The 26,720-nt window shown below is 46.0% G+C and carries 28 protein-coding genes and 2 tRNA genes; 19 read left to right on the forward strand and 11 right to left on the reverse strand.

The genetic code is table 11. From position 1 onward, the window contains the following. Positions 1 to 65: 65 nt before the first annotated feature. Entirely contained in the window at positions 66 to 581 is a 516-nt protein-coding gene (locus HWI92_RS08075) for a JAB domain-containing protein (RefSeq protein ID WP_229249114.1), read from the reverse strand. Positions 582 to 963: 382 nt separating this feature from the next. Between HWI92_RS08075 and HWI92_RS08080 the strand changes: the two genes are divergently transcribed. The 8 genes from HWI92_RS08080 to HWI92_RS08115 all read left to right on the forward strand — a co-directional run bounded on the left by HWI92_RS08080 (position 964) and on the right by HWI92_RS08115 (position 5,760). Beyond that, entirely contained in the window at positions 964 to 1,446 is a 483-nt protein-coding gene (locus HWI92_RS08080; protein WP_204662538.1) for a hypothetical protein, read from the forward strand. Positions 1,447 to 1,544: 98 nt separating this feature from the next. After that, positions 1,545 to 1,871 (forward strand): DUF4134 domain-containing protein, encoded by a 327-nt coding sequence (locus HWI92_RS08085; protein ID WP_204662541.1) that lies wholly within the window; start codon positions 1,545 to 1,547, stop codon positions 1,869 to 1,871. A gap of 11 nt (positions 1,872 to 1,882) precedes the next feature. Beyond that, a complete protein-coding gene (locus tag HWI92_RS08090) occupies positions 1,883 to 2,224 on the forward strand; it encodes a DUF4133 domain-containing protein (RefSeq protein ID WP_204662544.1) in 342 nt (113 codons plus the stop codon). Positions 2,225 to 2,284: 60 nt separating this feature from the next. Continuing rightward, a complete protein-coding gene (locus HWI92_RS25590; protein ID WP_374757897.1) occupies positions 2,285 to 2,641 on the forward strand; it encodes a hypothetical protein in 357 nt (118 codons plus the stop codon). Positions 2,642 to 2,672: 31 nt separating this feature from the next. Continuing rightward, complete coding sequence (locus tag HWI92_RS08100; RefSeq protein WP_204662549.1) at positions 2,673 to 3,029, forward strand: type II toxin-antitoxin system RelE/ParE family toxin; 357 nt, start codon at positions 2,673 to 2,675, stop codon at positions 3,027 to 3,029. After that, a complete protein-coding gene (locus HWI92_RS08105) occupies positions 3,007 to 3,318 on the forward strand; it encodes a helix-turn-helix domain-containing protein (protein WP_204662551.1) in 312 nt (103 codons plus the stop codon). The genes HWI92_RS08100 and HWI92_RS08105 overlap by 23 nt, the downstream gene beginning before the upstream one ends. 67 nt (positions 3,319 to 3,385) lie before the next feature. Continuing rightward, complete coding sequence (locus HWI92_RS08110) at positions 3,386 to 4,810, forward strand: hypothetical protein (RefSeq protein ID WP_204662553.1); 1,425 nt, start codon at positions 3,386 to 3,388, stop codon at positions 4,808 to 4,810. A gap of 68 nt (positions 4,811 to 4,878) precedes the next feature. Continuing rightward, entirely contained in the window at positions 4,879 to 5,760 is an 882-nt protein-coding gene (locus HWI92_RS08115; protein WP_204662555.1) for a HEPN domain-containing protein, read from the forward strand. A 5-nt stretch (positions 5,761 to 5,765) separates the two neighbouring features. Here the strand turns inward: HWI92_RS08115 and HWI92_RS08120 are convergent, their stop codons facing one another. The 6 genes from HWI92_RS08120 to HWI92_RS08135 all read right to left on the reverse strand — a co-directional run bounded on the left by HWI92_RS08120 (position 5,766) and on the right by HWI92_RS08135 (position 12,367). After that, on the reverse strand, positions 5,766 to 9,563 hold the full coding sequence (locus tag HWI92_RS08120; RefSeq protein WP_204662557.1) for a hypothetical protein: 3,798 nt from the start codon (positions 9,561 to 9,563) through the stop codon (positions 5,766 to 5,768). Positions 9,564 to 9,595: 32 nt separating this feature from the next. Beyond that, complete coding sequence (locus HWI92_RS08125; RefSeq protein ID WP_204662559.1) at positions 9,596 to 10,297, reverse strand: hypothetical protein; 702 nt, start codon at positions 10,295 to 10,297, stop codon at positions 9,596 to 9,598. 509 nt (positions 10,298 to 10,806) lie between these two features. Beyond that, the gene (locus tag HWI92_RS25285; protein WP_229249124.1) at positions 10,807 to 11,061 is read right to left on the reverse strand and encodes a tyrosine-type recombinase/integrase; all 255 of its coding nucleotides are present in this window, start codon (positions 11,059 to 11,061) and stop codon (positions 10,807 to 10,809) included. Between the two features lie 39 nt (positions 11,062 to 11,100). Next, positions 11,101 to 11,478, reverse strand: coding sequence for a site-specific integrase (locus HWI92_RS25290; protein ID WP_229249126.1), 378 nt, complete (start codon positions 11,476 to 11,478; stop codon positions 11,101 to 11,103). Between the two features lie 5 nt (positions 11,479 to 11,483). After that, positions 11,484 to 12,038 carry a phage integrase SAM-like domain-containing protein gene (locus HWI92_RS25295; RefSeq protein WP_229249128.1) on the reverse strand — a complete coding sequence of 185 codons (555 nt, stop codon included), beginning with the start codon at positions 12,036 to 12,038 and terminating at the stop codon, positions 11,484 to 11,486. 256 nt (positions 12,039 to 12,294) lie between these two features. Further along, positions 12,295 to 12,367: transfer RNA gene (locus HWI92_RS08135), tRNA-Lys, on the reverse strand. Positions 12,368 to 12,439: 72 nt separating this feature from the next. On the opposite strand from HWI92_RS08135, the gene HWI92_RS08140 reads away from it, so the two are divergent. Together HWI92_RS08140 and HWI92_RS08145 are read left to right on the forward strand one after the other, a co-directional pair. Continuing rightward, the gene (locus HWI92_RS08140) at positions 12,440 to 13,174 is read left to right on the forward strand and encodes an SH3 domain-containing protein (RefSeq protein ID WP_229249130.1); all 735 of its coding nucleotides are present in this window, start codon (positions 12,440 to 12,442) and stop codon (positions 13,172 to 13,174) included. 82 nt (positions 13,175 to 13,256) lie between these two features. Beyond that, a complete protein-coding gene (locus tag HWI92_RS08145; protein WP_204662562.1) occupies positions 13,257 to 13,721 on the forward strand; it encodes a CHRD domain-containing protein in 465 nt (154 codons plus the stop codon). A gap of 62 nt (positions 13,722 to 13,783) precedes the next feature. Here the strand turns inward: HWI92_RS08145 and HWI92_RS08150 are convergent, their stop codons facing one another. The 3 genes from HWI92_RS08150 to HWI92_RS08160 all read right to left on the reverse strand — a co-directional run bounded on the left by HWI92_RS08150 (position 13,784) and on the right by HWI92_RS08160 (position 16,279). After that, positions 13,784 to 15,019 (reverse strand): DEAD/DEAH box helicase, encoded by a 1,236-nt coding sequence (locus HWI92_RS08150; protein ID WP_204662564.1) that lies wholly within the window; start codon positions 15,017 to 15,019, stop codon positions 13,784 to 13,786. 69 nt (positions 15,020 to 15,088) lie between these two features. Further along, a complete protein-coding gene (locus HWI92_RS08155; RefSeq protein ID WP_204662566.1) occupies positions 15,089 to 15,379 on the reverse strand; it encodes a chaperone modulator CbpM in 291 nt (96 codons plus the stop codon). 12 nt (positions 15,380 to 15,391) lie between these two features. After that, positions 15,392 to 16,279, reverse strand: a complete 888-nt coding sequence (locus tag HWI92_RS08160) for a DnaJ C-terminal domain-containing protein (protein WP_204662568.1) — start codon at positions 16,277 to 16,279, stop codon at positions 15,392 to 15,394. 141 nt (positions 16,280 to 16,420) lie between these two features. Here HWI92_RS08160 and HWI92_RS08165 point away from each other — a divergent pair, with 141 nt between their 5' ends. From HWI92_RS08165 to HWI92_RS08195, 7 genes are all read left to right on the forward strand, one after another. Next, complete coding sequence (locus tag HWI92_RS08165) at positions 16,421 to 17,428, forward strand: Gfo/Idh/MocA family protein (RefSeq protein ID WP_204662570.1); 1,008 nt, start codon at positions 16,421 to 16,423, stop codon at positions 17,426 to 17,428. Between the two features lie 317 nt (positions 17,429 to 17,745). Beyond that, a complete protein-coding gene (locus tag HWI92_RS08170) occupies positions 17,746 to 18,609 on the forward strand; it encodes a methylated-DNA--[protein]-cysteine S-methyltransferase (RefSeq protein WP_204662572.1) in 864 nt (287 codons plus the stop codon). A gap of 166 nt (positions 18,610 to 18,775) precedes the next feature. Then, a complete protein-coding gene (locus tag HWI92_RS08175; RefSeq protein WP_204662574.1) occupies positions 18,776 to 19,381 on the forward strand; it encodes a hypothetical protein in 606 nt (201 codons plus the stop codon). A gap of 99 nt (positions 19,382 to 19,480) precedes the next feature. Further along, positions 19,481 to 20,359: a hypothetical protein gene (locus tag HWI92_RS08180; RefSeq protein ID WP_204662576.1), complete on the forward strand. Its 879-nt coding sequence runs from the start codon at positions 19,481 to 19,483 to the stop codon at positions 20,357 to 20,359. Further along, positions 20,352 to 21,320, forward strand: a complete 969-nt coding sequence (miaA, locus tag HWI92_RS08185; protein WP_229249132.1) for a tRNA (adenosine(37)-N6)-dimethylallyltransferase MiaA — start codon at positions 20,352 to 20,354, stop codon at positions 21,318 to 21,320. Before HWI92_RS08180 ends, miaA begins: the two co-directional genes overlap by 8 nt. Before the next feature lie 9 nt (positions 21,321 to 21,329). After that, a complete protein-coding gene (locus HWI92_RS08190) occupies positions 21,330 to 21,803 on the forward strand; it encodes a hypothetical protein (RefSeq protein WP_204662578.1) in 474 nt (157 codons plus the stop codon). A 273-nt stretch (positions 21,804 to 22,076) separates the two neighbouring features. Continuing rightward, positions 22,077 to 23,360, forward strand: coding sequence for a citrate synthase (locus HWI92_RS08195; RefSeq protein ID WP_204662589.1), 1,284 nt, complete (start codon positions 22,077 to 22,079; stop codon positions 23,358 to 23,360). Positions 23,361 to 23,522: 162 nt separating this feature from the next. Here the strand turns inward: HWI92_RS08195 and pdxH are convergent, their stop codons facing one another. Further along, a complete protein-coding gene (gene pdxH, locus HWI92_RS08200; protein WP_204662591.1) occupies positions 23,523 to 24,164 on the reverse strand; it encodes a pyridoxamine 5'-phosphate oxidase in 642 nt (213 codons plus the stop codon). Between the two features lie 105 nt (positions 24,165 to 24,269). On the opposite strand from pdxH, the gene HWI92_RS08205 reads away from it, so the two are divergent. Together HWI92_RS08205 and HWI92_RS08210 are read left to right on the forward strand one after the other, a co-directional pair. Continuing rightward, positions 24,270 to 26,180: a DUF349 domain-containing protein gene (locus HWI92_RS08205; protein ID WP_204662594.1), complete on the forward strand. Its 1,911-nt coding sequence runs from the start codon at positions 24,270 to 24,272 to the stop codon at positions 26,178 to 26,180. A 113-nt stretch (positions 26,181 to 26,293) separates the two neighbouring features. Next, a tRNA-Thr gene (locus HWI92_RS08210) sits at positions 26,294 to 26,366 on the forward strand. The last annotated feature ends 354 nt before the right edge of the window (positions 26,367 to 26,720 follow it).

Raw genomic sequence — 26,720 nt, forward strand, 5'->3', positions numbered from 1 at the left:
AGTTATTGAACAGATATCTCAACGAGAGCAACTTTGCTGTTATAGGAGGAAAATTCTAATAGTTATTACACGATGCACTCATCCAAAAACGAGCAAAACCCCTCCGCCGTCACGATCAAGTGATCCAGCACCCGGATATTCAGTAATTCACCAGCCTTTCTCATATTTTCAGTAACATACTTATCAGCATCACTCGGCACGAGCTGGCCAGAAGGGTGATTGTGTGCCAGGATAATCCCTGTTGCATTGGCTTTCAAAGCGGCTGCAAAAACGATCCTTACATCAGCACTTGCTCCGGAAATCCCGCCTTTGGAAACTTCAAAAATACCTAGCACGCGGCTGGCATTGTTCAACAACAGTATCTTGAACTCTTCGATAAATTCCAGACGATCAGGGTTCCAGCTTTGCATCAGCACTTTGTATGCATCCCTGGACGATTCTATTTTTGGACGCTGGCTGGCCTGCACTTTGGATTTGTAGATCAGCTCAATTTCTGCTACCTGATACAAGTTTGAAACATTCGCGAAGCTTTCCATAATTACCTTGATTTTGAAGTGATTGAATGAATTATGGCGCTTCATTCTGGCACTGGTCAAGCAAGTAGTGGAAGCAACGGAATAAAGGAAAGGTCCGCGGGCAGGAAGTGTGGGCAGGCATTTATGCCGGGCTACGCGCCCCGGTGTTTATGCCGGAATTTCCACTACGCCCCACAGCCCTGTGCCTACCTTTGGGGCATCATTGATACAAGAAACTCTGTCCCGCATGGAATGTCGGGCATTTCAGCAGTCTGCACAGAAATCTTAGCGAGGCTCGTCGTAATTCGTTTTTCTACATCATTGATAATCATTGGGGTACAGTCATTTCGGCAAGGGTACAAGAAAAACTTGTACTTGAAGTGCCTTGGTTTTGAGTGTTGTTTTGTCAGGTAATCAATGCAGCAGCAACCTTAAAACAACATGAGTTATGGCAACGCATTTATCCTGGACAGGCTACTTTCTGGCAGTGGGTGCCGCAGTGGCGATCTACTATGTGATCATCGGCATCCGGTATTACAGGCAAGACATTAAAGCTCTGCTCAATTCAAAGTCCCGGTTCTGGGACCGGCCGGAAAAGCCCCCGCCGATGAGCAAACCCGAGGTTAATCAGCCGGAAGAAACAGCTGAACCTGTTGAAGTAAAAAAACAGCCATGGCAAAGTGAAGCCTTGTTTGCCAAGGTCGAGGAGCTCAGCTCGAATCTCAGGAATAGCATCTGGGAAGCATACCAAAAAGGCTATGAAAAGCGGGATCTGATTTTCCTGATCCAGATATTGATCAAAGATTTTTCTGCTATCAAAGGCACGCCGTTCCGCGAGGCGATCAACAATGTGATCACTTCGGAATCTGCAAAATATGGCTTCATCAACCTCAGTGCTGTAGAGCTAGAGGAGTTATGGAAGGAGGTTTAATGATGAGCCCGCTCTCCTGCGCTCCCGGGTCTTAGGACCTGGGAGCCGCAAGGAGACAAACCCAGCAAACAAGTTCAAAACAATAATCAAAGAGGCGTATGAAATGTGGGAAAGCAGCCCTTTCGAGCAGGGCAAAACAAGTATGGGCAGCGGCGCTGCTCTCAGTAATGGCAATCACTGCCAAAGCGCAGGACGGCGCAGCGGGTATCTCCGAAGCCGACAGCCAGGTGCGTAGTTACTTCGAGCCAGGCACGCAGCTGATGTATGCCATCGGTGCGGTGCTCGGGCTGGTGGGCGCAGTGAAGGTCTTCCAGAAATGGAACGCTGGGGACAATGATACGGGCAAGGTCGCGGCGGCGTGGTTTGGCAGCTGTATTTTCCTGGTGGTGGTGGCTACCGTGCTGCAATCTTTCTTTGGCCTATAAGGTTAAGCGTTATGGCCAGCACGAGCGTTTACCAAATCAACAAGGGCGTCAACACTTCCATTGAGTTCAAGGGGCTCAAAGCACAGTACATCTGGTATATGGGCGGGGCAGCGATCGTTTTGTTTGCAATTTACACGCTGCTGTACGTCTGCGGCATCCGCTCTTACATCTGCGTCGGCATTGTGATTTGCCTGGGCATCCCGATGATCATGGGCATTTATCACCTGAGCTCGGCCTATGGCGAGCACGGTGTCACCAAAATGCTGGCCCGGCGAGGTGTGCCCAGACATGTAAAGTCCAATTCTAGGCGCATTTTCAAAACCAGCACCAACAATGGAAAAGTTATTCGATGATTTGATCCCGATCATGGATGTGGAGCACGATTGCATTTTATCCAAGCAGGGGACATCACGGTGGTATTTCAGGCAGATTTGCCTGAAATATTCACCCTCTCCGACAACGACTACGAAGCTTTTCACCAAACATGGGTGAAAGCGCTCCGAGTGCTACCAGCACATTCGGTCTTCCACAAGCAGGATTGGTTTGTCGACAGCCGCTACGAGCCGGACTTTTCGCGGGAGGACAAAAGCTTTTTGTCGATGCAAAGCGAGCGGCATTTTAATGAGCGGCCTTTTCTGGATCACAGCTGCTACATCTACATCACCAAAAAGCCAGCAAACCGGAAGGGGTCCAGCTCGCTGATACTGAGGACTGAAAGTTTTGATTCCTTTGCTGAGAAAAACTTTTGCTATTGTTACCTATTTGGATAACTTTATAAAATCGAATAACCACACACGATTGATGAGCGTACACTTCATCCGGGAGATCTTTTACTATGAGAATCATTACCGGGATTTCTTCGAGACTTTGAGGCCAGAAGTAAAGAAGAAGTTCAACTGGACGTTGCAGCTCATTGCTACAATTGACAAAGTGCCTGAAAAATACTTTAAGCATATGACCAACTCGTCGGGAATTTATGAAGTCAGGGTTGAAGTCGGATCGGACATTTATCGCGTTTTTAGCTTTTTTGATAAAGGAAACCTGATAGTACTTGTGAACGGATTTAACAAGAAGACACAGAAAACACCAAAAAGCGAGTTGGAACTGGCAGAAAAACTTAAAAAACAATATTTCAATGAACAACGGGACTCTAAATAAAAAGCTAACTTCGTTTTGCGCGCACCTGGACGATCAATATGGCGAACGAGGAACACCAGAAAGAGAACAATACGAAGAAGAATTTGAGGCCTTCAAATTGGGCGCTATGATTCAAGAGCTGCGAAAAAAGCAAGGCTTGACACAGGAGCAACTTGCAGACAAATGCGGAACAACGAAAACCTACATTTCGAGGATTGAGAACAATGCAAGCGATATTAGGCTTTCGACATTGATGCGGATTGTTAGAGATGGTTTGGGAGGACATTTAAAATTAAACGTAACTAGCTGAAATTTGTTTCGCTCATTCAACAAACGGCTCATTAGTTAAATTTTTTACCATAAACGAATAGGATATTATGCAGCGAGTTTATTTTGACAAGCAAATTTTCAGCTTTCTTTACAAAAGAGATAAACCTGCATATCAAAGCCTTTTAAACGACTTATTAAAAAATAAAAATAGGTATCTTTTCTGTTATTCACATGCGCATCTGCTGGATTTAAAGAACGATAAAACAGATATTAAATACCGAGAGCTAGATTTCATGGACGACATTGTTGGTGATAATTACTTATCATACAATGCTTCTGAAAAAAGAACGAGTTGCTATTTGGCCCGACCCGTTGAGGCTTTCAAAAGTGTTGATGTAGAAGAAGAAGCACTTTCATTTACAACTTTATTTGATGACATAGATTTGAGCTTTGCGTCCGAAAAAGAAGTTGAAAAAATCCAGGAGTCCATTAATTTCATAAAAAATCAAAGGTTTGATTTTGGTGTTTTGAAAAACATTCAAATGCCAGCAGACTTTTCTGATTCGCTAGGTAGATTTCTTCCGGAAAATTTAAGTACGATTTCTGTCCTAGAATGGGCAGAGCACTTCATGGGTGTAGTCAAGACTTTGGAAGAAGACAAAACTGCATACAAGGGTTTGCGGAACGTCATAGATAAAAATTTAAATGACGGAAAATTTACTATTGAATATAGTGAAATCGACTTTAATGATGATTTGAAAAATTCAGTTCTGCAAAAGACTTTCATTGAATTTGTAAACAGTAACTTGAATCCTGATGGCAAGAAAGTTATTACAGATTATGATTTCTATACACAGGCATACTTTTCGCTCGACTTGCTCGGAATAAGCAAAGAAAAAAATGCAAGATTTCGAAATGTATTGAATGACGCCTTCCATAGCTACTATGGAGCCTTCTGTGATTTCGTCGTTTCAGAAGATCAAGGGTTTCTGAAAAAGACAAAAGCACTCTACCGCTTGTTAGGGATTGAAAGTCAGGTATTTCATATCGAAGAATTTATAAATTACCTAGCTTTAAATAGTAACTTACCCGAAGATGATTTTAGCACGTTCACTAAGCTTTTGGAAAATCAAATAAAAACAGGATTGGTTGTCAGGACAAAGCCCTCATTACAATTTAATCGTCAAACAACAGAAATAAAATGTAATCACAACTTTCTGGGTCATTTTAACAGAATTGAACTCATGAATGAAGATAGAGAAAATTATATCTTATTACGTAAACGGAGTATAAACTATTCATACTTCAATTTTTACAGAGAGTACGAAGGTATAGTTAACAATGCCTATCATATTTTTGGTTATGATAAAAATCTGAAAGGTACGTTTGATTGGCACGTAGAGACCAAGGAAATAGAAGAGCGGAATTGGGAAGGCAGACGGTGGAATATTGGCCAAATAACTATTTTGCTAGAAATCAATGAAAGTATTGACGAAATATGTTTATTAATAACGAAAATCGGTAATGTTTAAGGAAGATGACCAATTTTGCAAAAGCCATTAAAACTGCGAAGTATAACCAACAAAAATATCACACACGAATGAAAACCACCCTCACTCACCTCCCACAAACCAAGCAAGACCAACTAAAAGCCCTCACCGCCATCATCCTGGACAAAGTCCCAGCTGAAATGATCATCCTCTTCGGCAGCTATGCACGCGGTGACTGGGTAGAGGATTACCAGGAAAAGTACGAGTACGTGAGCGACTTCGACATTCTTATCGTCACCAAAGACAAGAACTCCGCCAAGCAAGTCAAGAAGTCGCGAGAGCTGGACAAGGAGCTGATGGCCAATCAGGATATTACACGAACCAGCATTATCTACCACAGCATTGGCTTTGTGAATGACAAGATCGAGCGGAATTACTATTTCTTCGTCGACATTTTGAGGGAAGGAATTATACTTTACGATTCCGGGAAATACAGCTTATCTGAGCCAAGATTGATGAACTCAGAAGAAAGACAGTCAAAAGCGACGGATGCCTTTGAGCATTGGTTCAAATCGGCTGGTGCATTTTTGGTAGGTTTTAAACTTTATTGTCAGGAAGCAGAGAGTGATTCCGTTTTCTACGCTAATGCAGCTTTTGAACTTCACCAAGCGACAGAACGATTTTATACCGCAGTTCTTTTGGTATTCACAGATTACAAGCCAAAAATTCATGATATCCAGGAATTGGGGAATCAAGCGATAAAACTCCATTCCGATTTTGCGACGGTTTTTCCTAGAAATACAGCCGAGGAAGACCGAATGTTTCAACTTCTAAAAAAGGCCTACATTGACGCTAGGTATGAAAAGAATTACAAGATTGAAAAAGAGGAATTGGAATACCTTGGCAGCCGGGTTGCATTGCTGAAAGATTTGACGGAACGGATTTGTAGAGAGCGGATTGAACAGTTTACTGAGAGTCAAGATAAAGATTGAACGCATCATTCAAAGCTTTCATTTTGATATTGATTTCGTTCTTCTTCATGCTTCCTTTCTGATTCTACATCCTTATTCCACTGGCGAAACTTCGACCTTGCCCATTGAGAAATTTCCTCATTCGGATTATCAAATAAAGTAGAAAACAATGTAAGCCTGGCCCGATAGGCGTTTGTCCGAGACCCGACGACAGCTAGCGGTCTTAATGTACCCTCGATTGCATCCAACAGTTCCATAATGTTTGGCGCATTTTCAACTAATCGCCAAAAAATCGGTTTCCAAATTAGATTTCCGACTTCTTCGTTGCCCTCAAAGCTAACCATTGCGCCACCCATAAATTTATAGCGTATATGGGGATCTTCATTGCACCAATTGATGATTAAATCATTTGGTATCCGCGAAATATATAAATTGAATTCTTCAAAACTATCAGCAATGAACCATTCTGTATCTTCATCATGATTGGATCTTTCTAAAAGTCCGTTTAAAAAGCAAATTGGTTGTACTTTGGTCAACTCTATCAAAACACTGGTGGCGCGACTTGCAAAACCATAGTTTTTTCTAAATAAACGAAAAAGCTTTGTGGAGAACTCATTAGCAGATTTGAAAGCGTCTTCACCTTTGAAACATCTTTGAATCACGGTATCAACTTTGTAACTAGCTTCTGATCTCAATTCCCTATCTAAATCCAACTCTACAAGAAGGCGCCTTCCAATTTCGACCAATTCATCAGCCAAACCATCGCATGCGCTTGATTCTATCACCCAACATTTGGAATATATAATTTCAAACGCTGATTGTTGGCCGCCCGGGCGATTCAAGATCTTTCTAACAATATTTGTTAATAATTCAGTTGGGATAGTCGAATTAACGAGTGAATATGCAAGCGATTTAAATTCGTCGGAATCAAACTCCAAGTCTTCAAGGGTTTGTTCTAACAACGCCATTCCATTTTGGCTTACCGGGATCGAGGCCTGGAGTGAAAAAAATAAATGCTTTGTGTCTTCCACTTTCAATACGTGCTTCAAGATTTCATCTGAATAAAGCTCATTGTCTTCATAAGCGCGGTTAATCCATCCTTTCAGCAAAACAGGCTTACGTTTCTCCGGTGGTAATCTCAAATATTGGCTTAACAAGTTGTTCCAACCCGTCTGTTTGTCACTTACTCCCCAATACATTCCTCTACCTAAATGAAACAGGTTGCCATTCTCAGAGCAGAGCAGCAACGGTATTGCTTTATTGCTTGTATAATGATCATTAATCAATTCATTACCTAAGCTTTCAACTATTTCGAATAACTCTTTGAAGTTAATTTTATCATCTCCTGTTAAGGCAAAAGATAAGTCAGCTCCTTTGGCATCTGTCAGAAAGTATACCACTAGCTTATCATGCAAGCTTTTTGGTTGTAGCGATTTTTCGAGCGTTGTTAACCGTTGCTGTAATTCGGCGGCCTCCTTCTTCAAGTCGAATCTGATGATCGATAAAAATTTCAACCATCCTTGTGCCCAGAAACCATTTTGAGTCATCTGTTCACAAATTGATTGAACCACGTCAAACAAACGCGCCTTCGTCCAGATACCTCGCAGTTTTGACGCCAGAATATTGCTAAGTACTGCTTTGAACGGCGTGTTTTCGTTGAACATTCGAATGCATTGCTCAACCACTGTTACAAACCAAATCTTCCTCTCATCTGAATTCTTTGGGACTACTCCGAAATCTCGTGATTTTGAACCAAAGCTTGGACTACGACGAGGCTGTAAGTGCCAAGCTTCTAAGGCAGCATCAATCAGTTCTATTGCAAGTTGCTGTTTATTGGTATCGTTGTATTCCCAGAGCAGATTAATGACTTGCAAGCGCGAATTCAGAGGCGCATATGTACCAGATCCAACTATATGGAACATGTCGGTAAAGTCTTCACGAACGGGATTGTAACTCTCATCGATTTTTTCAGAAATCGCAATAGCAGCCATCACATTTGTACTTCTTACAAATAGATGTCCGTCGTAAGCAATATGCCTCAAAAGATGGAAAAATCGGGAGAAATGTCTATTATCCCGACTGGCAAATCTTTCCGATAGTAACGCTGCCCTTTCAATTGCAGCCAATGCATGTTCCGGAGCTATGGTTGCCAAATTTTCAAAGACTGAAAGTCCGAATTCACTTAAATCACTAACATCATTCATCCACCCTGTATTTGGTGCCAGCCAATTTTTCACAATATCTTGTGCCCGCTCATTATCCGGAATATAGCTGAGCCGCCGACTGAATGAGCGGATCATGCGCTCATTGCCTTCTCGCAGCAAGTATTCATCGATTGAAGAGTTAGTTACAAACGCCAAACCTCGTATTGCCAGCTTATTTGCAATAGCATGAGGTAGCACCGCCCTGAATTTCCCGCGGGATTGAACAAGGTCGCGATCTTTGAGATCGACGGTATGTTTGAAAAGCGTGTGGGCTGTTATGGAACTCATTGCACTAAGTACTCCAAGTTCAGAATTCTCGGACTCACTATTTTCTATATCATAGGAATAAACCAGAGAAAGTATTTCCGCTGAATTTTTTAAGCTTTCATTTTCAGGATTTCTTTGATTAAAGAGTCTGTCAAAAAGCTGATTATTACGCAGATGACCAATTGATTCGCCCGGCTTTACAGTATTTGCCAAAGCGATAGCTACGCGCGCATTGCCACCGGAAACCTCGGCAATTTTCCATGCATCCAGCTCGCTAATCTTAGGGAATTGTCGTAAAACCAATTTTTGAATGAGCTGATCACTTGACGGTTCCAAATGAAAAACTCCGGTTTCATCCGGCAGATCGTCTCTAACGTCATATTCGATCGTCAGCAAACTGATCGAATGCGGCTGAATTTTCAACTTGTTTACCAGATCAGAATGCAGCGTAGGAGTGCAATTGTCGATGATGAGAATGACTTCATTTTGGCCAGCAACAAGCTGCTCTATCAAATTTTGCGGACTGGGTTTGGGATCAAAGGAAATATCGGTGTAAATGACGGTGGACTGATTCAGTTGATTGTCTCCGATGCTTTCGTCGAAAAGAGCCTGCGCGAGCCGGGTCTTTCCTACACCGGACAATCCTGTAAGCCTCAGATAATTTCCTGGTTTAGAAAGCAAATTCCTCATTTCGGAAATGCCACTTTCAATTGTCATTTCAAGACTGTTACCATTTCTTTTATCAACAAGACGGCAATCCTGGTCAAGAATATAAGTCTCGCCAGTTCCAAGGTTAAATGTCCAGTCATTATAGGATTGCCAGCCATAAATAGGTCGTTTGGCTCTTTGGCGAACCCACAAGATCATCGAAGGATTTTCCCGCACCCACGATGCTATACGTCCGCCATGATAGTAATCTACCATTATGTTGAGCTCGCCAACAATTTTCTTCATTTCGGCGATCCTCACGTTGCATCTTTTTGTTTCTAAACTGTGACCTGATACTACAATATAAGCGCCTCCGGTTTTTGTAAGCTCACGAATACTATCGCGAAGTTGACCCGAACGATTCATTTCTTTTCGAATCAAAGACGGAGACATATCTGTGACTTTGCTTTGGAATATCACATTTGAGCGGGGAATGTAAGATCCCGTCGGAAACTGAATTTCAGAGGCCACTGATACGTCTATACCATCATCAGGGGCATCCTGAGGCCCTCCCCATTGGATTGCCTTTGTTGAAATTCCATTCTTTCTGCACTCTGCCTCACACAGTAACCCGATTAAGCCTCGCAAATCAGAATCGTTTAATTCGGCGATATCCTTTTCTGTAATTTCCAACAATTCACTCATCTCTTAATGTTCGCTTTAATCGATCGAAACTCTTATAAATCGGATAAAATTCGGTCTTTGTAAATCAATGAATAGGTCATAAATACTAATAGGATAAAGACTATAAAAACCTGATACCCATAATTGTCTGTGGTCGGGAGAAAGATCCAGTTTAAAAATGTGTAGAGAAAAATTGTAGCAAATACAACCAAAACTGTTAAATGTTTAGTTGCCTGTTTGAGCGATTCCAAATTCTTGATTCGACTAACTCCCACTATACGACAGCTCGGTTCAATATCAGCTTCTTCACCATCGTAAATAACTTTGAGCAGAAAAGTGTCTTTTGAATTCAGGAGAGTCGGGTGAATAATAATAGATTGATTATTAATCGAATGATTGATTTTTAAATTTCGTGGATTCAGCGGTTTTATCTCACAATCAAGAATCCGAAGATTACCATTTAGCCTGATTTCTAAGCCTTCATGGAAATCATCACTTTTGATTGGTAAAAAACCGTAGTTCTTAATTTTAACCGATGCTACTCTCAGCGCTTTGACCGCCTCGCCTTTATAGGAAATAGATAGTTGCTCTGTCAAACCTAAATCTTCTGCAAATACGGACTCTGAAAACTGGATGATGTAGCCAAGTTTCTTTTTACGAAGCTGAATTGCAGCAAGGATCAATCCGACAACTGCTAATATGACGGAAACGCCCTGCCACCAGGGTTGGCCGAGAAAGTGGCTGATTTGATTCATAGGAGTGTAGCAAATATGGGTTTACAATTTCAACAATATATCGATTGGATGTAACTTCCACCAAGATTTTGTTCGAAAACCCGCGCCGGTAATTTCAAGCTTAAACGATTTCACAATCTTCGATGCGAACGTGCATAAGCTGCACAACCGTCAATCTCAACAAGTCTCCCAATCCACTGCACCAAAGCAGGAACAAAAAGCCTCTCAGGATGAGCCCTTCTAACAGTGGCCCCCGAATAGCCAAAAGGAAACGGAATAAGTGCCGGAGGCTGGCGGTGTTTTACTACATCATGCATCAATGAGATACCGCCATTATGCCGTAAGCTTTTGGCTAACCTTATCGACAGGCTCGAATAATGGGGCCACTTATTTAGCTGCCCTTTGGCCGAGTTTTGTTTGTCCAAACATGATATCTTATTGGCAATTACACTTCTTAAAATCTTAATACTTTAAAACAAAGAGAGCCGCCAAATCTGGTTTGACGGCTCTACCTTTTCTGACATACTTTGCTAATGATCTGTTCCGGTCTTCTTAGCTAATCGACCTTTGAGGGCTTGCATGTCTTCACTCACCTTCAAATCCAGAATTTTCGCATAAATCTGTGTTGTGCGGATGTTCGTATGACCTAACATCTTGGAAACGCTTTCGATCGGTACACCATTTTGCAAAGTAATTGTTGTCGCGAATGTATGCCTGGCAACATGGGAAGTCAGAACTTTGTCAATCCCACAAACCACCGCTATCTCCTTTAAGTAATCGTTCATTTTCTGGTTGCTCGGAACAGGGAAAACTCGTCCGCGCGACTAAGAAACTGGATTTTCTTCGTAACGCCTAATTATCGCTAGTGCCTCGGGGAGTAGTGGAATGTGTGATTTCACATTCGTTTTTGTACGGTGGGTAAAGATCCATTGCTCACCATCAATCCCTCTTGAAATGTCGCTTCTTTCCAGACTCTGGATGTCTGAATATGCAAGACCCGTGTAACAGCAGAATAGAAAGGTATCCCTGACCTGGGTAAGTCGATCGCTCGCAAACTCCTTTGCTGCGATCAAGTCCAGTTCTTCTTTGGTGAGAATTGCTTTATCGACTTTTTTAAATTTGCCCTTGAAGTTCAGGTACGGATCAAGGCTGATCCAGCCGTTTCCGAGGCAGATATTTACGATCTTGCGAAACATCTTCATATGCTTCACCATAGCTTGTTCCCCATTTTGCGAACCGAGCGTAGATAAAATTCATAATCTGCGATGAAAGCAAAATCAATGCGTCTAATATCGAAGTCCGTCACATTGTAGTTTGCTTTGAGGAAGTTTTCGGTGTGGCGTCTCAGCACCTCGTACCTTTTGAAAGTGCCGACAGCGTATTCCTGACCAATCAACGAATGCAATCTTCGATTGTGCTCTACGATAACTGCCATAAGCATTCGTTGCTTCGGCCCGATTCCAAGAAATCTGTTTTTAATACTCTCGGCAGTTGCAAGTTCTCCTTCCCGAAATAGGGAAGCTTGGGCATCCAAGAACTGCTGTTCAAGGTTTCCTAGATAGGCATTAAGCGATTTCACCGCTTCCTTGTTACCGAGCATACGCCCTGCTGCGGCGTTCCATACCTTTGGCTCACATTCCCGTCCCGTCTCAATCTCCGACCTCTTGCCATCGACAGTAACTCTTAAATAAATGGGTATTGATCCATCCTGATAATTTCTCGGCTTCTTCAAATAGAAAAGCAGACTCAGCTTTGTTTTCATAACCATTCTCTGGTTTAAAGGTTAAACAAATGTAGTCTTGCAAGCCTGGTCAGCGCAAGATGTCCATCGCGTGGACATGTTGTCTTTCAATTAGTTACGTGATTCCTGGTGAGTCAACTTTGCAGGCTCATTGACTCACCGAATTAATCACCAAACCTTTGAGAATATTTGAACGTTTTGGTATAGTTGCGGCAAACAAAAAAGCCTGCAATCGTTTGATTTGCAGGCTTTTGATGCATTTTGTTACTTCTTGAAGTGATCCCGCTGGGATTCGAACCCAGGACCCATACATTAAAAGTGTATTGCTCTACCAGCTGAGCTACGGAATCGGTTGGCGCAACTTGGATATGCACAAGCCATTTCCGTAATTGCGATGCAAAAGTAGAGTTTGTGGACGTATAATGCAAATCAAAATAACTAAAAATGCCTTCTTATGGCCTGTCATAGCGCTCCTGAGCTGGTCTTTGCCGACTGCCGCAGCGCCAAAGAGCGAGCTTAAAATCGCTGATTCTCTGTTCGCTATGGCCAAGTACCCGGAGGCGCTCGCCCTGTACGAAAAAAACTTCAGCGAGGATAAAAAAAACAACCAGAGCCTCCTTCTCAAACTGGCTTTTCTTGCTGAGAAAACCAATAATTATACCGACTGCCTGTATTACCTGAGCAAGCTGGCACTTGTTAATCCGTCGCGCCGCCTCTTTGAGAAAATGGATAAAATTGCCGGAGAGCAGGGACTTACCGGCTATGAGTTTGACGACTACAATTACTTTATCATCTTCTACCGGCGCTACGGCGACTATGTTCCGGTTTTCCTGCTTACACTAGGTACGTACATCGTTGCAATCATGGTGTCCAAAGCGCGGCGGAGAGAGCCGATTCTGCAGATCCACAAGGTGTCCATCGTCGTGTACCTGCTCGTGCTGCTTGGAATTTTGAATGCTCCGTCACTTTATAAAACATGCATTATCATCAACGACAACACCTTTCTGCGGGACGAACCTTCGTCAGCTGCGCCTGTTGTGGAACGGGTCGGTAAAGGTCATAAGCTAACTATTTTGGGGTCTGTAGACCATTGGAACAGAGTTATATGGAACAACCGGATCGTTTATATTCGCAAAAGTGATCTCTGGAATATTTAGAATGCAAATTGGTATCATTTTTGTACTGCCGTAAGTTTGTATATATTTAGGCGTAAAATTTTTTCAAAAAATTAAAGAATGTATGAAAAAGCCAATGAAACGTTTTTTACTATTGATCGCAGGAGTTTGCATGCTGGGGTTCATTTCTTCCTGTAAGGAAGAAGGTCCGCATAAGAGCGATATCGTGACTTTCACTGCTGTAATAAATAGTACTCCAACCGTTCCTAAAGCTACATCTTCCGCACAGGGCACTGGTGTTTTTGAGTACAACAAGGTGACCAGGGACCTGAAGTACAATATCAATTATCAGAACATTACACCTACTTCGGTGACGATCAATAATCCTTCGCCTGCATGGGCGGCCGGACCTATCCTGTTTACACTGGCCGAAAATCCGGCAGGTGGCCAGGTACAGGGCACAATAAAGCTGAATACTGACCAGCAAACTGTCCTCATCACCGGCGCACTCTATGTGAATATCACTACTAAAGAGAACATCTACGGCGAAATCCGCGGGCAAATCATTGCTGATAAAACCAACGAGTAGGATCATCAGCATACAAAAAAGGCAGCAAAACTAAGTTTTGCTGCCTTTTTTGTATGCTGATCTTAAAGCTTTTTCTTCTTCTTCCGCGATTGCTCCATCGCCTCAATCTCCTTCATCAGCGACTTCAGATCATTCGGGCTGTCTGAGGTAAAATCCAGTGTTTCAGAGTAGGCCTGGGAGGTAATGTCCATTCTGGTGATGGGTTTATCCAGAAAGCTTTCAATCTCCTCCAAAACCGCCTCTTCCTCGGGCGCGCAAAATGATACGGCTGTACCTTTGTGAATCCCGCGACCGGTACGTCCCACACGGTGAACGTAATTCTCAGCCTGCTCCGGAAGGTCATAGTTGACTACATAATCCACATTGGGAATGTCGATGCCGCGCGCACTGACGTCTGTGGCAATCAGCACCTTTACGTCTCCTTTCTTGAATGCATTCATGGCAGTAAGGCGGTCACCCTGGTCTTTGTCGCCATGAATGGTAAGACTGCCGATTCCCATGCGTTCCAGCGCCGCAAATACACGTTCGGCCCGCACTTTGGTCCTGACAAACACCAGAATTTTACTGTCCGGATTTTCCTTGATCACTCTTTCCAGGAAAAACCGCTTGTCGTCCATCGCAATAAATGCAACCGAATGCCGGATATTTTTTGCAACCGGATTCTTGGGCGAAACCTGTATCCTGATTGCATTTCGAACGAGCGAGTAGGCGAGCTTTTTAATGTTTTCATTGATCGTAGCCGAAAAAAACAGCGTTTGCCGCTTTCCCGGAAGGAACTTGATGAGGTCACGGATATCTTTGATAAACCCGAGGTCGAGCATGTGGTCAGCCTCGTCAAGCACAAGTACTTCCACCTCATTCAGCTTGATATAACCCTGACTTACCAGGTCAAACATCCGCCCCGGCGTCGACACGAGTATGTCAATGCCCTTTTCCAGCCTGGCGATCTGTGGCCCCTGCTCTACCCCTCCGAATACGCTGAAAGGTTTCACCCGGGTATGTTTTGCAAGCTGCGCAAACACTTCCGTGATCTGGATCGCCAGTTCTCTGGTCGGCACCATCACCACACATTTGATCCCCTCGGAACGTGCCGAGCTTTTCTCACGATGCAGCCGGTCAATAATCGGGATTGCAAATGCAGCGGTCTTCCCGGTCCCTGTCTGCGCGATGGCGAGTACGTCCTCCCCTTTCATGATCGCAGGAATCGCCTTAAACTGTATATCAGTAGGACGCTTGAAACCACCGGCTTCCAGACTCCTCTTGATCTCGGGGGCTATACTATAATCGTCAAATCTCATGTTTCAAATCATTACCGGCTCAAAGGCAGTGCCGCAAAGCCGCAAGATACGTCCGTTTACCCGCAAACACTACTCATAAAGCCGGAGCCGGTTCCTCAATGCCGTGATCTCGCGGTTCATATCATCCATGCGTTCCAGCAGTGTATGGATTGCACCTATTCCTTCCATGTTGATATGCAGGTCATTGTGCAACCTCACCATGCGCTCGATCCGTTCGAGGTGCGGCACGTGCAGAAAGCGCGTCTGCTGCATGACTACCAGCTCTATCAGACCACTCTCCTGCAGGGAATCTACAAAATCATGCTCCACGCCGTAGTAGGTGCAGAACGTTTCAATGGATATCAGCTCGTCATTTTCCATGATCTTACGGATTTAGGATTTGGAAAGTTCGGTAAATAATTCTTTCTGGCGGGCAGTCAGGTTAACCGGTATTTTCACGTCAAATGTGACATAAAGATCGCCAAAGCTCCCCTCTTGTTTGTACACCGGAAACCCTTTTCCTTTCAGGCGTACCACGGTACCATTCTGCGTTTCGGGTTTTACAGGCAGCTTCACTTTTCCGCTCAATGTTTCCACCACCAGCTCTCCGCCCAGCACAGCCGTGTAAAGATCCACCTCTGCCTTCACATGCAGGTCATTCCCCGAGCGGCGGAAATGTTCGTCCGGCTCAACCTGGAATGTAATGAACAGGTCACCCGCAGGGCCTCCGTTGGCGCCGGGCCCGCCATGTCCCGCGATCTTGATCGTCTGGCCGTTTTCAATCCCGGCCGGAACGGTTATACGGATATTCTTTCCATTGACCATCAATGTTTGCTTGTGTGTTTCGGCAGCCTCACGCAGGTTCAGCCGGAGTTCAGCCTGAAAATCCTGCCCGCGGAACCGTGCCTGCCTGCCCCCGCCGAAACCTGCCGATCCGCCGAACATTGACTCGAAGAAATCGGAAAACCCGCCTTCTTCACCCGAAAACCACTGTTCCTGCTGCCCGCCTGACGGACTGCTCCGGCGCGCCTGCCGGGCTTTTTCAAACTCTTCCCCGTGCTGCCAGTCCTTTCCGTACTGGTCGTACTTCTTACGCTTTTCGGGATCGCTGAGCACCTCATTGGCCTCATTGAGCTCCTGAAATTTCTTTTGTGCCTCCTTGTCGTTGGGATTCAGGTCCGGGTGGTACTTCCGGGCCAGTTTTCTGTACGCGTTTTTAACTGCCTTTTCATCGGCAGTCTTATCAATTCCGAGTATCTGATAATAATCTACGAAAGCCATAATACATTCAGGTTAACGTCAGTAATACTATCCGAAAAAATGTTGCCGGTCAAGCCGCGCAGGCTAATCCGGTCGGTTATGCAGATTTTTCTGTATAAATAATTATAATGCGAAGTGATAAGTTCAAACAACATGTACAGTATGGATCAGATCAACTGGGGTATCATCGGGTGCGGTAATGTAACGGAAGTAAAAAGCGGACCGGCATTCGGGCTCGTCGGCAATTCACGCCTGGTAGCAGTGATGCGGCGCGATGCCGTCAAGGCAGCCGACTATGCTGCCCGTCACCAGGTACCCCGCTGGTACTCAGATGCCGACGCGCTTATCGCCGATCCTGATGTTAACGCGATTTACATCGCCACTCCGCCCGATGCCCACGAAGCCCTGGCATTAAAGGCGATTGCAGCAGGTAAGCCTGTGTACATAGAAAAACCCATGGGCCGCAATGCAGCCGAGTGCAACCGCATCAATGAAGCCGCAAAACTGGCCGGCGTGCCCGTATTTGTGGCATATTACCGGCGTGCACTCGACTATTTTCTCAAAGTCAAGGAGCTGGTAGACAAAGGCTTAATCGGCGATATCAGGTTTGTGGATATTACCCTGCAGTGGCAGCCGTATGAAGAAGAAACCGGACCGGATGCAAGTCCGCGCTGGCGTGTATTTCCGGAGATTTCAGGCGGTGGGCATTTTCACGACCTGGCCTCACACCAGTTTGATTTTCTCGAATTCCTGCTCGGGCCAGTCCGCTCGGCCCAAGGATTTGCAAAAAACCAGGCTGGCCTCTATCCGGCAGATGACATTGTGGTAGCCAATTTCGAGTTTGAGTCGGGTGTACTTGGCAAAGGCAGCTGGTGTTTTACCGTCAGTAAAGAACAGCGGGAAGACCAGGCTGTGATCGTCGGTTCTAAAGGCCGTATTACGTTTTCCTTTTTTGAAAAATTTGATATCAAACTTGAAAATGAGGAAGGTACTGTTCTATTTCACATCCCCTACCCGGCCCATGTGCAGCAGCCGCTGATCTCGCAGATGGTTGCCGAGCTGAGGGGGGAAGGTACCTGCCCGAGCACGGGCGTTACCGGTGCCCGCGCCAACCTGATCATGGACCAGATATGCGAAAATGGCAGCAGGCATGAAAATCAACAAATCTGAAAAAACAATAAATTAGAATTACGGGATACAAATTCTTTTAGACGCACAGTTATCTCTAAAACCACAAATCCAAAATCAGAACATCATGGCAAAAGGTAAAAATCTTGACAAAGGGAGCGCGAAAAAGGAACCTGAGAAAAATCTTAAGGAAAAACGCGCCGAGAAAAAGGCTAAAAAGGACGGTAAAAAAGACTACTAAGCCTCAGCCGGGAGCCAGGACAATGCAGCCGGAGCTCCCGGCGCTTCATTCATCAGCAAGTTCCGGGTTGGGGTACTGCGGGTTTACTCCGACATTTACAGCCTGACCTTATACCCATATGGAACAAGATACCTACAACTACGATAAAGTAGCCCGTGCCATTTCGTACATCGTGTCCAATGCCCGCGAGCAGCCCACGCTTTTTGATGTGGCCGATGAAGTAAATACCAGCCAGTTTCATTTGCAGCGGGTATTTTCGGACTGGGCGGGTATCAGCCCCAAGAAGTTTCTGCAGTACATTACGGCTTCCTATCTCAAAGAAAAAATACGCGAGTCACAGAACCTTGCCGAGCTGGCCGAACAGGCAGGGTTATCCAGCCAGAGCAGGGTGTATGATCATTTTGTCTCTATCGAAGCTGTCACTCCGCATGAGTTCAGGAGCGGCGGACAGGCGCTCGAAATTTCCTACGGCTTTCATCCTACCCCGTTTGGGGAGTGCTTTATTGCGGTAACCAGCCGGGGGATCTGCGCGATGGCGTTTGTGGACGAGGCTACCCGCGACCATCAGCTGGTACTTTTGGAAAAAAAGTGGCACAATGCACTGATCGTACCCGATGCCGAGCGCACGCGTCCTTTTATCAACCAGATTTTTAGTCCGGAAAAAGCAACGCACAAACTGCCACTGCTGGTGCAGGGCACCAATTTCCAGCTTAAAGTGTGGGAAGCTTTACTGACCATTCCTCCCGGTGCAGTCACCACTTACCAGCACATTGCGCGGAGCATCGGGAGTCCGGGAGCGGTCCGGGCCGTAGGAACCGCCGTGGGAGACAATCCCGTCGCCTTTATCATTCCCTGCCATCGGGTGATCAGGAAAGAAGGTGTGCTGGGAGAATACCGCTGGGGAAGCGTGCGCAAGAAGGCGCTGATCGGCTGGGAAGCCTCGCGTATTGCAGGAGACACGCTCGTAGAAGACATCATCTGAGGAATAATTTTCACAAGAATACAGGCGGACAGAATAAGAATAAAGCAATACCTACTTTTCTAATAGTCTGATAATTAATTTATTAAATAAAAAGCAATAAAATTATTCTGCTATTGGACTGATATTGGTACGGGTATACGCAAACTAAAAACCAATTATTAGTCACATGAAGAAGTTACTTATTAAATCCTTTACTGCGGCTGCATTGCTGCTGACCATCCACACCGCCAGTCAGGCACAGTTCTCCCTGGGTTTGCAGGGAGGTGTTGCCAAATCCAATGTTGAAGATTCAAAAACCGTAGCCGGTGGCGGCATCAACCTTCGCGTATTTCCGTCACCGCAGCTTGCCTTCGGGGTAGCGGGTAAAATTTATGCTGACGGAAGCGATTACCGCGTAGCCGGACAAACACTGAGCACAACCGGAACACTGACCCCGGTGACAGGTACTGTGGACTACTTCTTCACGGATGGCTTCATCCGCCCGTATGTAGGTGGTGACGCCGGTGTTTATTTTTCGAAATACGATGCCAAGTTCAATGGCAATACCGTACTGGAATCCTCCCGCCACAGTAATTTTGGTGCAGCCCCGCGTGCCGGTCTTGTTTTCACATTCGGAAACCTGGGCATTCAGGTGGAAGGTATTTACCACTTTGTGTTTGGGAATAAAAATTATAGCTCCACCACAGGCAATGTGGACAACATCGACTTTGAATCTACTTCCCGTTTTGGCGGTGTGAACGTAGGTGTCATTTTTGGTCTCGGAAAGAAATAATCCGTAGCCCCCTTGTTAGGAGAACGCGCCCCTGGTGGCGCGTTTTTTTGTTTAAAACGATCCGCTGTGCAAACTTTGCACGCGACTTGACCACGTAGAATGCTGAACACCGACTTTGCTGCCGAACTTACGCAATGGATTGTATCCCGGACTGCCGGTCTGAATGCATTGCATGAAACTGCGGAGTCAGGCATATGTATTCAGGTGTATGCCGGGAACCTGCTCCGGCTCGAAGTACTCGCCATGTCGCCCGCACAGTGGCAGCATACAGGGTCAGAAATTGCCTGGAAAAAGCAGGTAGAAAACGTCAGGCGCAAACGGGCGGAAGGAACAAAATGCGTGATTGTATGGGAAAATGACTGGATTTTCCGGCGAGAGGTAGTCGCATCAAGGCTTGATTCCATGCTTGGGCTGGCACAAGGCATTGCTGGGCGCCTCACCCGGGTTGTACGCATCGACCGGACTACCGCGCTCACATTTTTAGACAAAAACCACCTTAACAGACCCATTGCGGGCAAGTACCGGTATGCGCTCGTGCTGCCGCAAAGATATTACCGCACCATCCCGGATACATTTTCGCTGGATCGTTCGGCGGAACGGCTGATCGTGGCCGTGGCAACGTTTAGCCATGCACGTGTATTTTTGAAGGATGGTAAAAGCTTCCGCTCGCTGGAATTGTTGCGGTTTGCCAGCCTGCGGGGCACCCACGTAACCGGTGGCCTGAGCAAGTTGCTGAATGCCTTCATCCTGGAAAGGCAGCCTGGCGATATCATGACCTATGCCGACCTGGAATGGTCTGATGGAGAAAGTTACCGGCAGGCGCAGTTCACGCCCGTATCTGAGCTCCCGCCCATTGCTTTCGACATTGATCCTGAAAACGGAATGCGGGTACCAGCTGCTCAGCCACGGTATCCCGAACTTGCACCGGTGTGGAACGCGGGCAGCATCAAATTTGTCAGAAAGGTTGAAAATGATTGATCCGATGTCCGAAGCCAATATCCCACTGCTGATCATACTGGGCCCGACTGCCTCGGGCAAAACGCAGCTGGCCGTACAGGTTGCCGAACAGCTCGACGGAGCCATCCTCAGCGCTGACTCGCGTCAGGTTTATAAAGATATGAACATAGGGACCGGAAAGGACCTGCATGAATATCAGGTAAACGGGCGCACCATTCCCTATTACCTGATCAACATCAGGGAGGCTGGCGAGCAGTACCATGTGCATGACTTTCAGCATGATTTTGAGCATGCATACCATGAAATTGCCAGCCAGGGTCGCTGCCCGGTGGTATGCGGAGGGAGCGGGTTCTATTTGTATGCCCTGCTGACCGGGCATGGTTATACGCAGGTTCCGGTGAATGCAGAGCTCCGTGACCAGCTCGAAACATTAGCGAATGAAGAACTGCTGACCCGCTTCCAAAACCTGCACTCGGCTTACCGGGAACTTGCTGATACGTCCACACGCAAGCGACTTATCCGTTCGATCGAGATCTCGGAGTACCTGATTGAAAATCCGGCCCTTTCCTCTTCTTTTACAAACGCTGCCCCACCCTACCCGTATGCCGCTTTCGGGCTCAATCCGGCAGTGGAAACACGGAGGGCACGCATTACGGCAAGGCTGGAAAAGCGCCTGCAGGAAGGACTTATTGAGGAAGTACAAAGTTTGCTGGCCAGCGGACTTACAGCCGACCAGCTGATCTACTATGGTTTGGAATACAAATACATTACCCAATACCTGACAGGCACGCTGACATACGCCGAGATGCGTGTCAAGCTTGAAACCGAAATCCACCGTTTTGCTAAAAGACAGATGACGTTTTTCCGAAAGATGGAAAAGGACGGTATCTCCATTCAGTGGCTGCCCGGAGAAGCAGATTTGCAGGAGCAAACCGAATGGATTACAAGCCGGTATAAAACTTTTGTTGAAACACTCCGCTAAAACAAGATTATGAACCGAAAACTAAGCAGTATCATCCTGCTGACTGTCCTGAGCATTACAGATGCCTACCTGCTATCACATCCGAACCTGATCGGAAAGCTGGGCATCCTCTTTTACAAGCACAGCTACATTAAGAACTTCCCGCGCGCACTGGTGACGGTGTTGCTGGTTGTGGGTACATCCTTGCTGATCTGCGAGGTCGTGACACGTTTTACCAGACAGCGGACGTCGGTTGGTGTACTCGGATTGCTGTTTACACTTTCGCTGCTCCTGTTCGCATATGTTTACAATACCTTCACAGCATTCAGTTACAGCATGACGGGCAAGGCCTTCATCTACGGAGCCCACCTGCTGCACGTGATCCTGACAGGTCTTTACGGCCGGTATCTTTTCAGGCAGCTGCTGCACCGCCAAAGTGACCCAGCCAGCCCGGTTTCGGAAGCCGGCAATATGAGGATGGAACCGCCTGTACCCGAGCCGTGAGTGTGTTTAAAAAGGCCCTTTCGGACCCTGTTCAATGGCAAATGTCGGGGCCTGGCGATTCACAAATAAAGCAGCGGCATTAATAGAAAATACGCGGTTTTTTAAGATATTGCGGCTTGTGTTACCGGCTCTGCAAGGCCCTGGCACAGGTTTGTGGTTAACACAAAATTAATTTCTCGGATAAGTAAATCGGCACGCCGTAAAATCTTTGGATTGAATTGCCCGGTTTAATCTTATCTTGTCATTAACCTTTTTTATAATATTTTTAACCATATGTCCCAAATAGCTGAATTAACCCTGGACGGTAAGAAGTTTGAATTTCCTGTGATTGAAGGAAGTGAACACGAAAAAGCAATTGATATTGCCAAATTACGCGACCAGTCAGGGTATATTACAATTGACGCAGGTTATAAAAATACGGGTGCTACCAAGAGTGCAATAACGTTTTTGGATGGAGAGGAAGGTGTACTGAATTACAGGGGTTACTCCATAGAGGATCTGGCCGAAAAGGCAACGTTTCTGGAAGTTGCTTATCTGCTCATCTACGGCGAACTTCCGACTGAAAAGGAGTATGCCGACTTTGAACATGAAATCCGCACGCATACGCTCGTGAACGAGGATATGCGCAAGATTTTCGAGGGTTTCCCGGTGAATGCGCATCCTATGGGCGTACTCTCGTCGCTCGTAAGTGCAATGAGTGCATTTTACCCGGATACCCTGGACCAGAACAATGAAGAAGTGACGCAGCTGCACATTATCCGGCTGCTGTCCAAACTGCCGACCATCGCAACCTGGTCTTACAAAAAGTCACAGGGCCATCCTGTGAACTATCCGCAGAATGACCTGGACTACTGCTCCAACTTTCTGAATATGATGTTTTCGCTGCCGGTAGCCAAATACAATGTGGACCCGGTAGTATCTGCTGCGCTGAACAAACTGCTGATCCTGCACGCTGATCATGAGCAAAACTGCTCTACTTCGACGGTAAGACTGGTGGGATCGTCACACGCAAATATCTATTCTTCGATTTCTTCTGGTATCAGCGCCCTGTGGGGTCCCCTGCATGGTGGTGCCAACCAGGAAGTAATTGAAATGCTGGAAGCGATTAAAAATGACGGTGGAGACATTCAGAAGTACATTGATATGGCCAAAGACAAGAGCAGCGGTTTCCGCCTGTTCGGGTTTGGTCACCGGGTTTACAAAAACTTCGATCCGCGTGCGCGCATCATTAAAAAGGCAGCGGATGATGTACTCAACAAGCTGGGAATCAATGATCCGGTTCTCGAAATTGCGCAGCAGCTTGAAAAAGCAGCCCTGGAAGATGAATACTTCGTGGCACGCAAGCTTTATCCGAACGTTGATTTTTACTCAGGCATTATTTACCGGGCACTCGGAATTCCGACCAACATGTTTACGGTGATGTTTGCCATTGGCCGCCTTCCGGGTTGGATCGCACAGTGGAAGGAAATGCGCGCCAACAAAGAACCGATTGGTCGTCCGCGCCAGATTTACGTAGGTGCCCCGAAGCGCGACTTTGTCGAAATAGGCCAGCGGTAAATAGTAACTACTTTCGTGCTCAGAGATGCCTTGTCACCCTGAGCGCAGTCGAAGGGCAGATGCGGCAGTTAAGACGCTCAAAGATCATTGTGGCGGCCGCATTACTCCATCGATTGCGCTCAGGGTGACATTTTTTTAGATAACCAGCTTTCTTCAAAAAGATTAGGGCGACAGCCTTTCAATTTTCCACAATCCATCGGCACCCAACGTATACACCAGCCTGTCATGCAGCCGGCTCGGGCGCCCCTGCCAGAACTCCATATAGTCGGGAATTACCCGGTAACCACCCCAATGAGGCGGGCGTGGCACGTCGCGGCCTTCAAACTCCCGGCTGGTTTCAGCACCCGCTTCTTCCAGCGCTTCCCGCCCACCGATTACCGAGCTTTGCCGTGACACCCATGCTCCCAGCTGACTACCGCGGGGCCTGGATGCGAAGTAATCACTGGATTCCTCAGGAGACGTTTTTTCGACGCGTCCTTCCACACGCACCTGGCGCTCCAGTTCCTTCCAGAAAAAGGTAAGCGCTACCTCCGGATTCCCGGCCAGCTCCCTGCCCTTCTTGCTATCATAATTGGTAAAAAATGTAAATCCCGACTCATTGAGGTCTTTCAGCAGCACCACCCGGGCCGACGGCCTGCCCCCTGCGACAGTACTCAGGACCATGGCATTCGGCTCCGAAATACCCGCTTTTAAGACCTCATTAAACCATATGGAGAATTGTTTCAGGGGATCCGGATTAAGATCTTCTTCCCTGAGTCCGTTGAGGTTATAATCCTGCCGGATTTTAGCAATATTATAGTCCATTGTTTGGGAATATATCAATGTTAGGTGTCAAAAGTAGCCATTTTGGAGGAAAGATTATTAGATTTGTAATTAGGAAGAGACGTACTTACGAAACCAGGAATCAGGATGGCACAAGAACAACAAGAAGGGCTCACAAGCGCAGAGCAGGAAGACCTGACGCAAAAAACTGTTGACACCCTTGAAATTGATCTTAGTAACGATTTGGCAGACGAGCATGAGCATGAGGAAGAAACGCCGGATGTGGATTACAGTGCCTTATCAAAAGAACAACTGGCTAAACTGCTGGAAAACGAACTCGCAACCATCAGCACAGAAGGTGTAAAACCCGGCGCGCTCAAGAAGGCTGAGTCTATCGTAAAGGAAATCCGTCCTGTTCTCGACCAGATCAAATCCAGGGAAAAAGAAGGCGCGCTTGCCAAGTACATTGAAGAGACCGGCAGTGAAGATGGTTTTGAATTCAAATACGACGCCGAAACGCAGCGCATAGATACCCTGAGCCGTGAAATCAGGGGCATCAAGAATTCCTTTTATCAAGGTCAGGAAAAAGAAAAAGAAAAAAACTTTAATGTTAAAACGGCCCTTCTGCAACGCTTGCGTGTGCTTTTGGAAGAAGAGGGAACCCGTGAACAAGACGCCTCCGGTCTGAAATCAAGCTGGGAGGAGTTCAAAAAAATACAGGACGAGTGGAAGCAGGCAGGCAACATTGCGTCACCGCACAACGGTACGCTCTGGGCAACTTACAATGCCCTCATCGACCGTTATTTCAGTAATAGAAACATTTACTTCGAGCTGAAAGAGCTTGACCGCCGCCGGAATGCAGAGCTCAAAGCAGAACTTTGCGAGAAAGTGGAAGAACTCGGGAAGTCGCTCGACGGCCGGCCCATGACGCGCGAAATCCTGAACGAGGCCAATCACATTTTTGAGGAATACAAGCATCTTGGACCAGCTCCCAAAGAGGACCAGGAAAAGCTCTGGCAACGGTTTAAAGAGGCTATGGATATCCTGTACAACGCACAGCGGGGACAGTTTGCCGAGCAGAAAAAATCAATGCAGGATAACTACGAACAAAAGCTCAGAATATACGAAGCGATTGTTCCTTTTACTACCTACAATTCGGGCAGCATCAAAGAGTGGAATGCCAAGACCAAGGATATCATGGCGTTCCAGGATCAGTGGGTGGCTCTGAAAGGTATGATGCCGAGAGAAGAAGGAAAAGAGCTCAGCAAGAAGTTCTGGGCTGCATTGAAGACTTTTTTCAGTAACAAGGGTGAGTTTTTCAGGCAGCTGGAAGCAAAACGCGAGATTAACCTGGATCAGAAAACCAAGCTTTGTGAAGAAGCAGAGGGGATTTTGGCAACCGGCGAAGATTCGGCTTCGAATACGCAAAAAATTATTGACCTTCAGAAAAGGTGGAAAGGGATCGGACAGGTTCCCGAGAAGTATAAGGATTCCATTTACGATCGCTTCAAGGCTGCCTGCGATGCTTATTTCGAGCAGAAACGTGCCAAGAACCGGGAAACCGAAGATGAGTTTGAAACAAATCTGAAACGCAAGACGGATCTGATCGAAAGGATTGAAGCTGCTGCAAAAGATAAGGATCAATCATCACTGAACCTGCTGAATGCATTCAAGAGCGAGTGGTCGTCCATAGGCTTCGTCCCTAAAAAAGACATGCAGACGATCCAGAAGCGATATATTTCGGCTATCAACACGTACGTTGGAGCGATCGGCCAGTTGTCTAACAAGGAAAAAGAACAGGCTGTGCTTGAAAGTGAAGTGGAAATGGTGCGGGATGGAGAATCGAGCCGCGGACTGTACCGGAAGGAAAGCGACATCCGCCGGAAAATTACACAGCTCGAAAACGACATTGCGCTTTGGCAGAACAACATCGAATTTTTTGCAAAATCCAAAAGTGCTGACCGCGTCAAGGCCGAGTTTGAAAGAAAGATCACCAATGCGGTTAATCAGCTGAATGACCTGAAACATCAACTGACTATTATTCAGGAAGCTATCTGATAAGACAAAAAAACTTTTGCAAAAATGCACCTGAAATGTTGCGCTGTATGTCTCCCGCTGCTACTTTTGCACCACGATAACGGAATAACAAACGCTGTCGACCAGAAATAAAAGCCTCCATAGCTCAGCTGGTAGAGCAACTGACTTGTAATCAGTAGGTCGTTGGTTCGATCCCGACTGGGGGCTCTTAAAAGTCAAGCACTTATAAGGTAAAACTTGTAAGTGCTTTTTTCATTTGCAAACAATTTGCAAACATTTACAGAGATGTAAATGCTCCGCATACTGTTTTATAAATCAATCCTGCATTGGAACAAAACATATTTAAAAGCAGCCAATGGACATTTATTAACTACCAATGATGTAATGTTTAGGTTAACGCAAAACCCAGGGACGCGGTAGATGCGGCTGGTGCATTGTTTTGTCAATGCAACTCTTCGTCCAGCTGTCTTATGGACGTTGTAGGCGTGTACGAAAATGCTTTTGGCGTTGTGATAATGATGCTCGTAAATGCGCAGCTTGGCTGATGTAACGGCGTTTTTA

The sequence above is a fragment of the Dyadobacter sandarakinus genome, from assembly GCF_016894445.1.
Classification (GTDB): Bacteria; Bacteroidota; Bacteroidia; order Cytophagales; family Spirosomataceae; genus Dyadobacter; species Dyadobacter sandarakinus.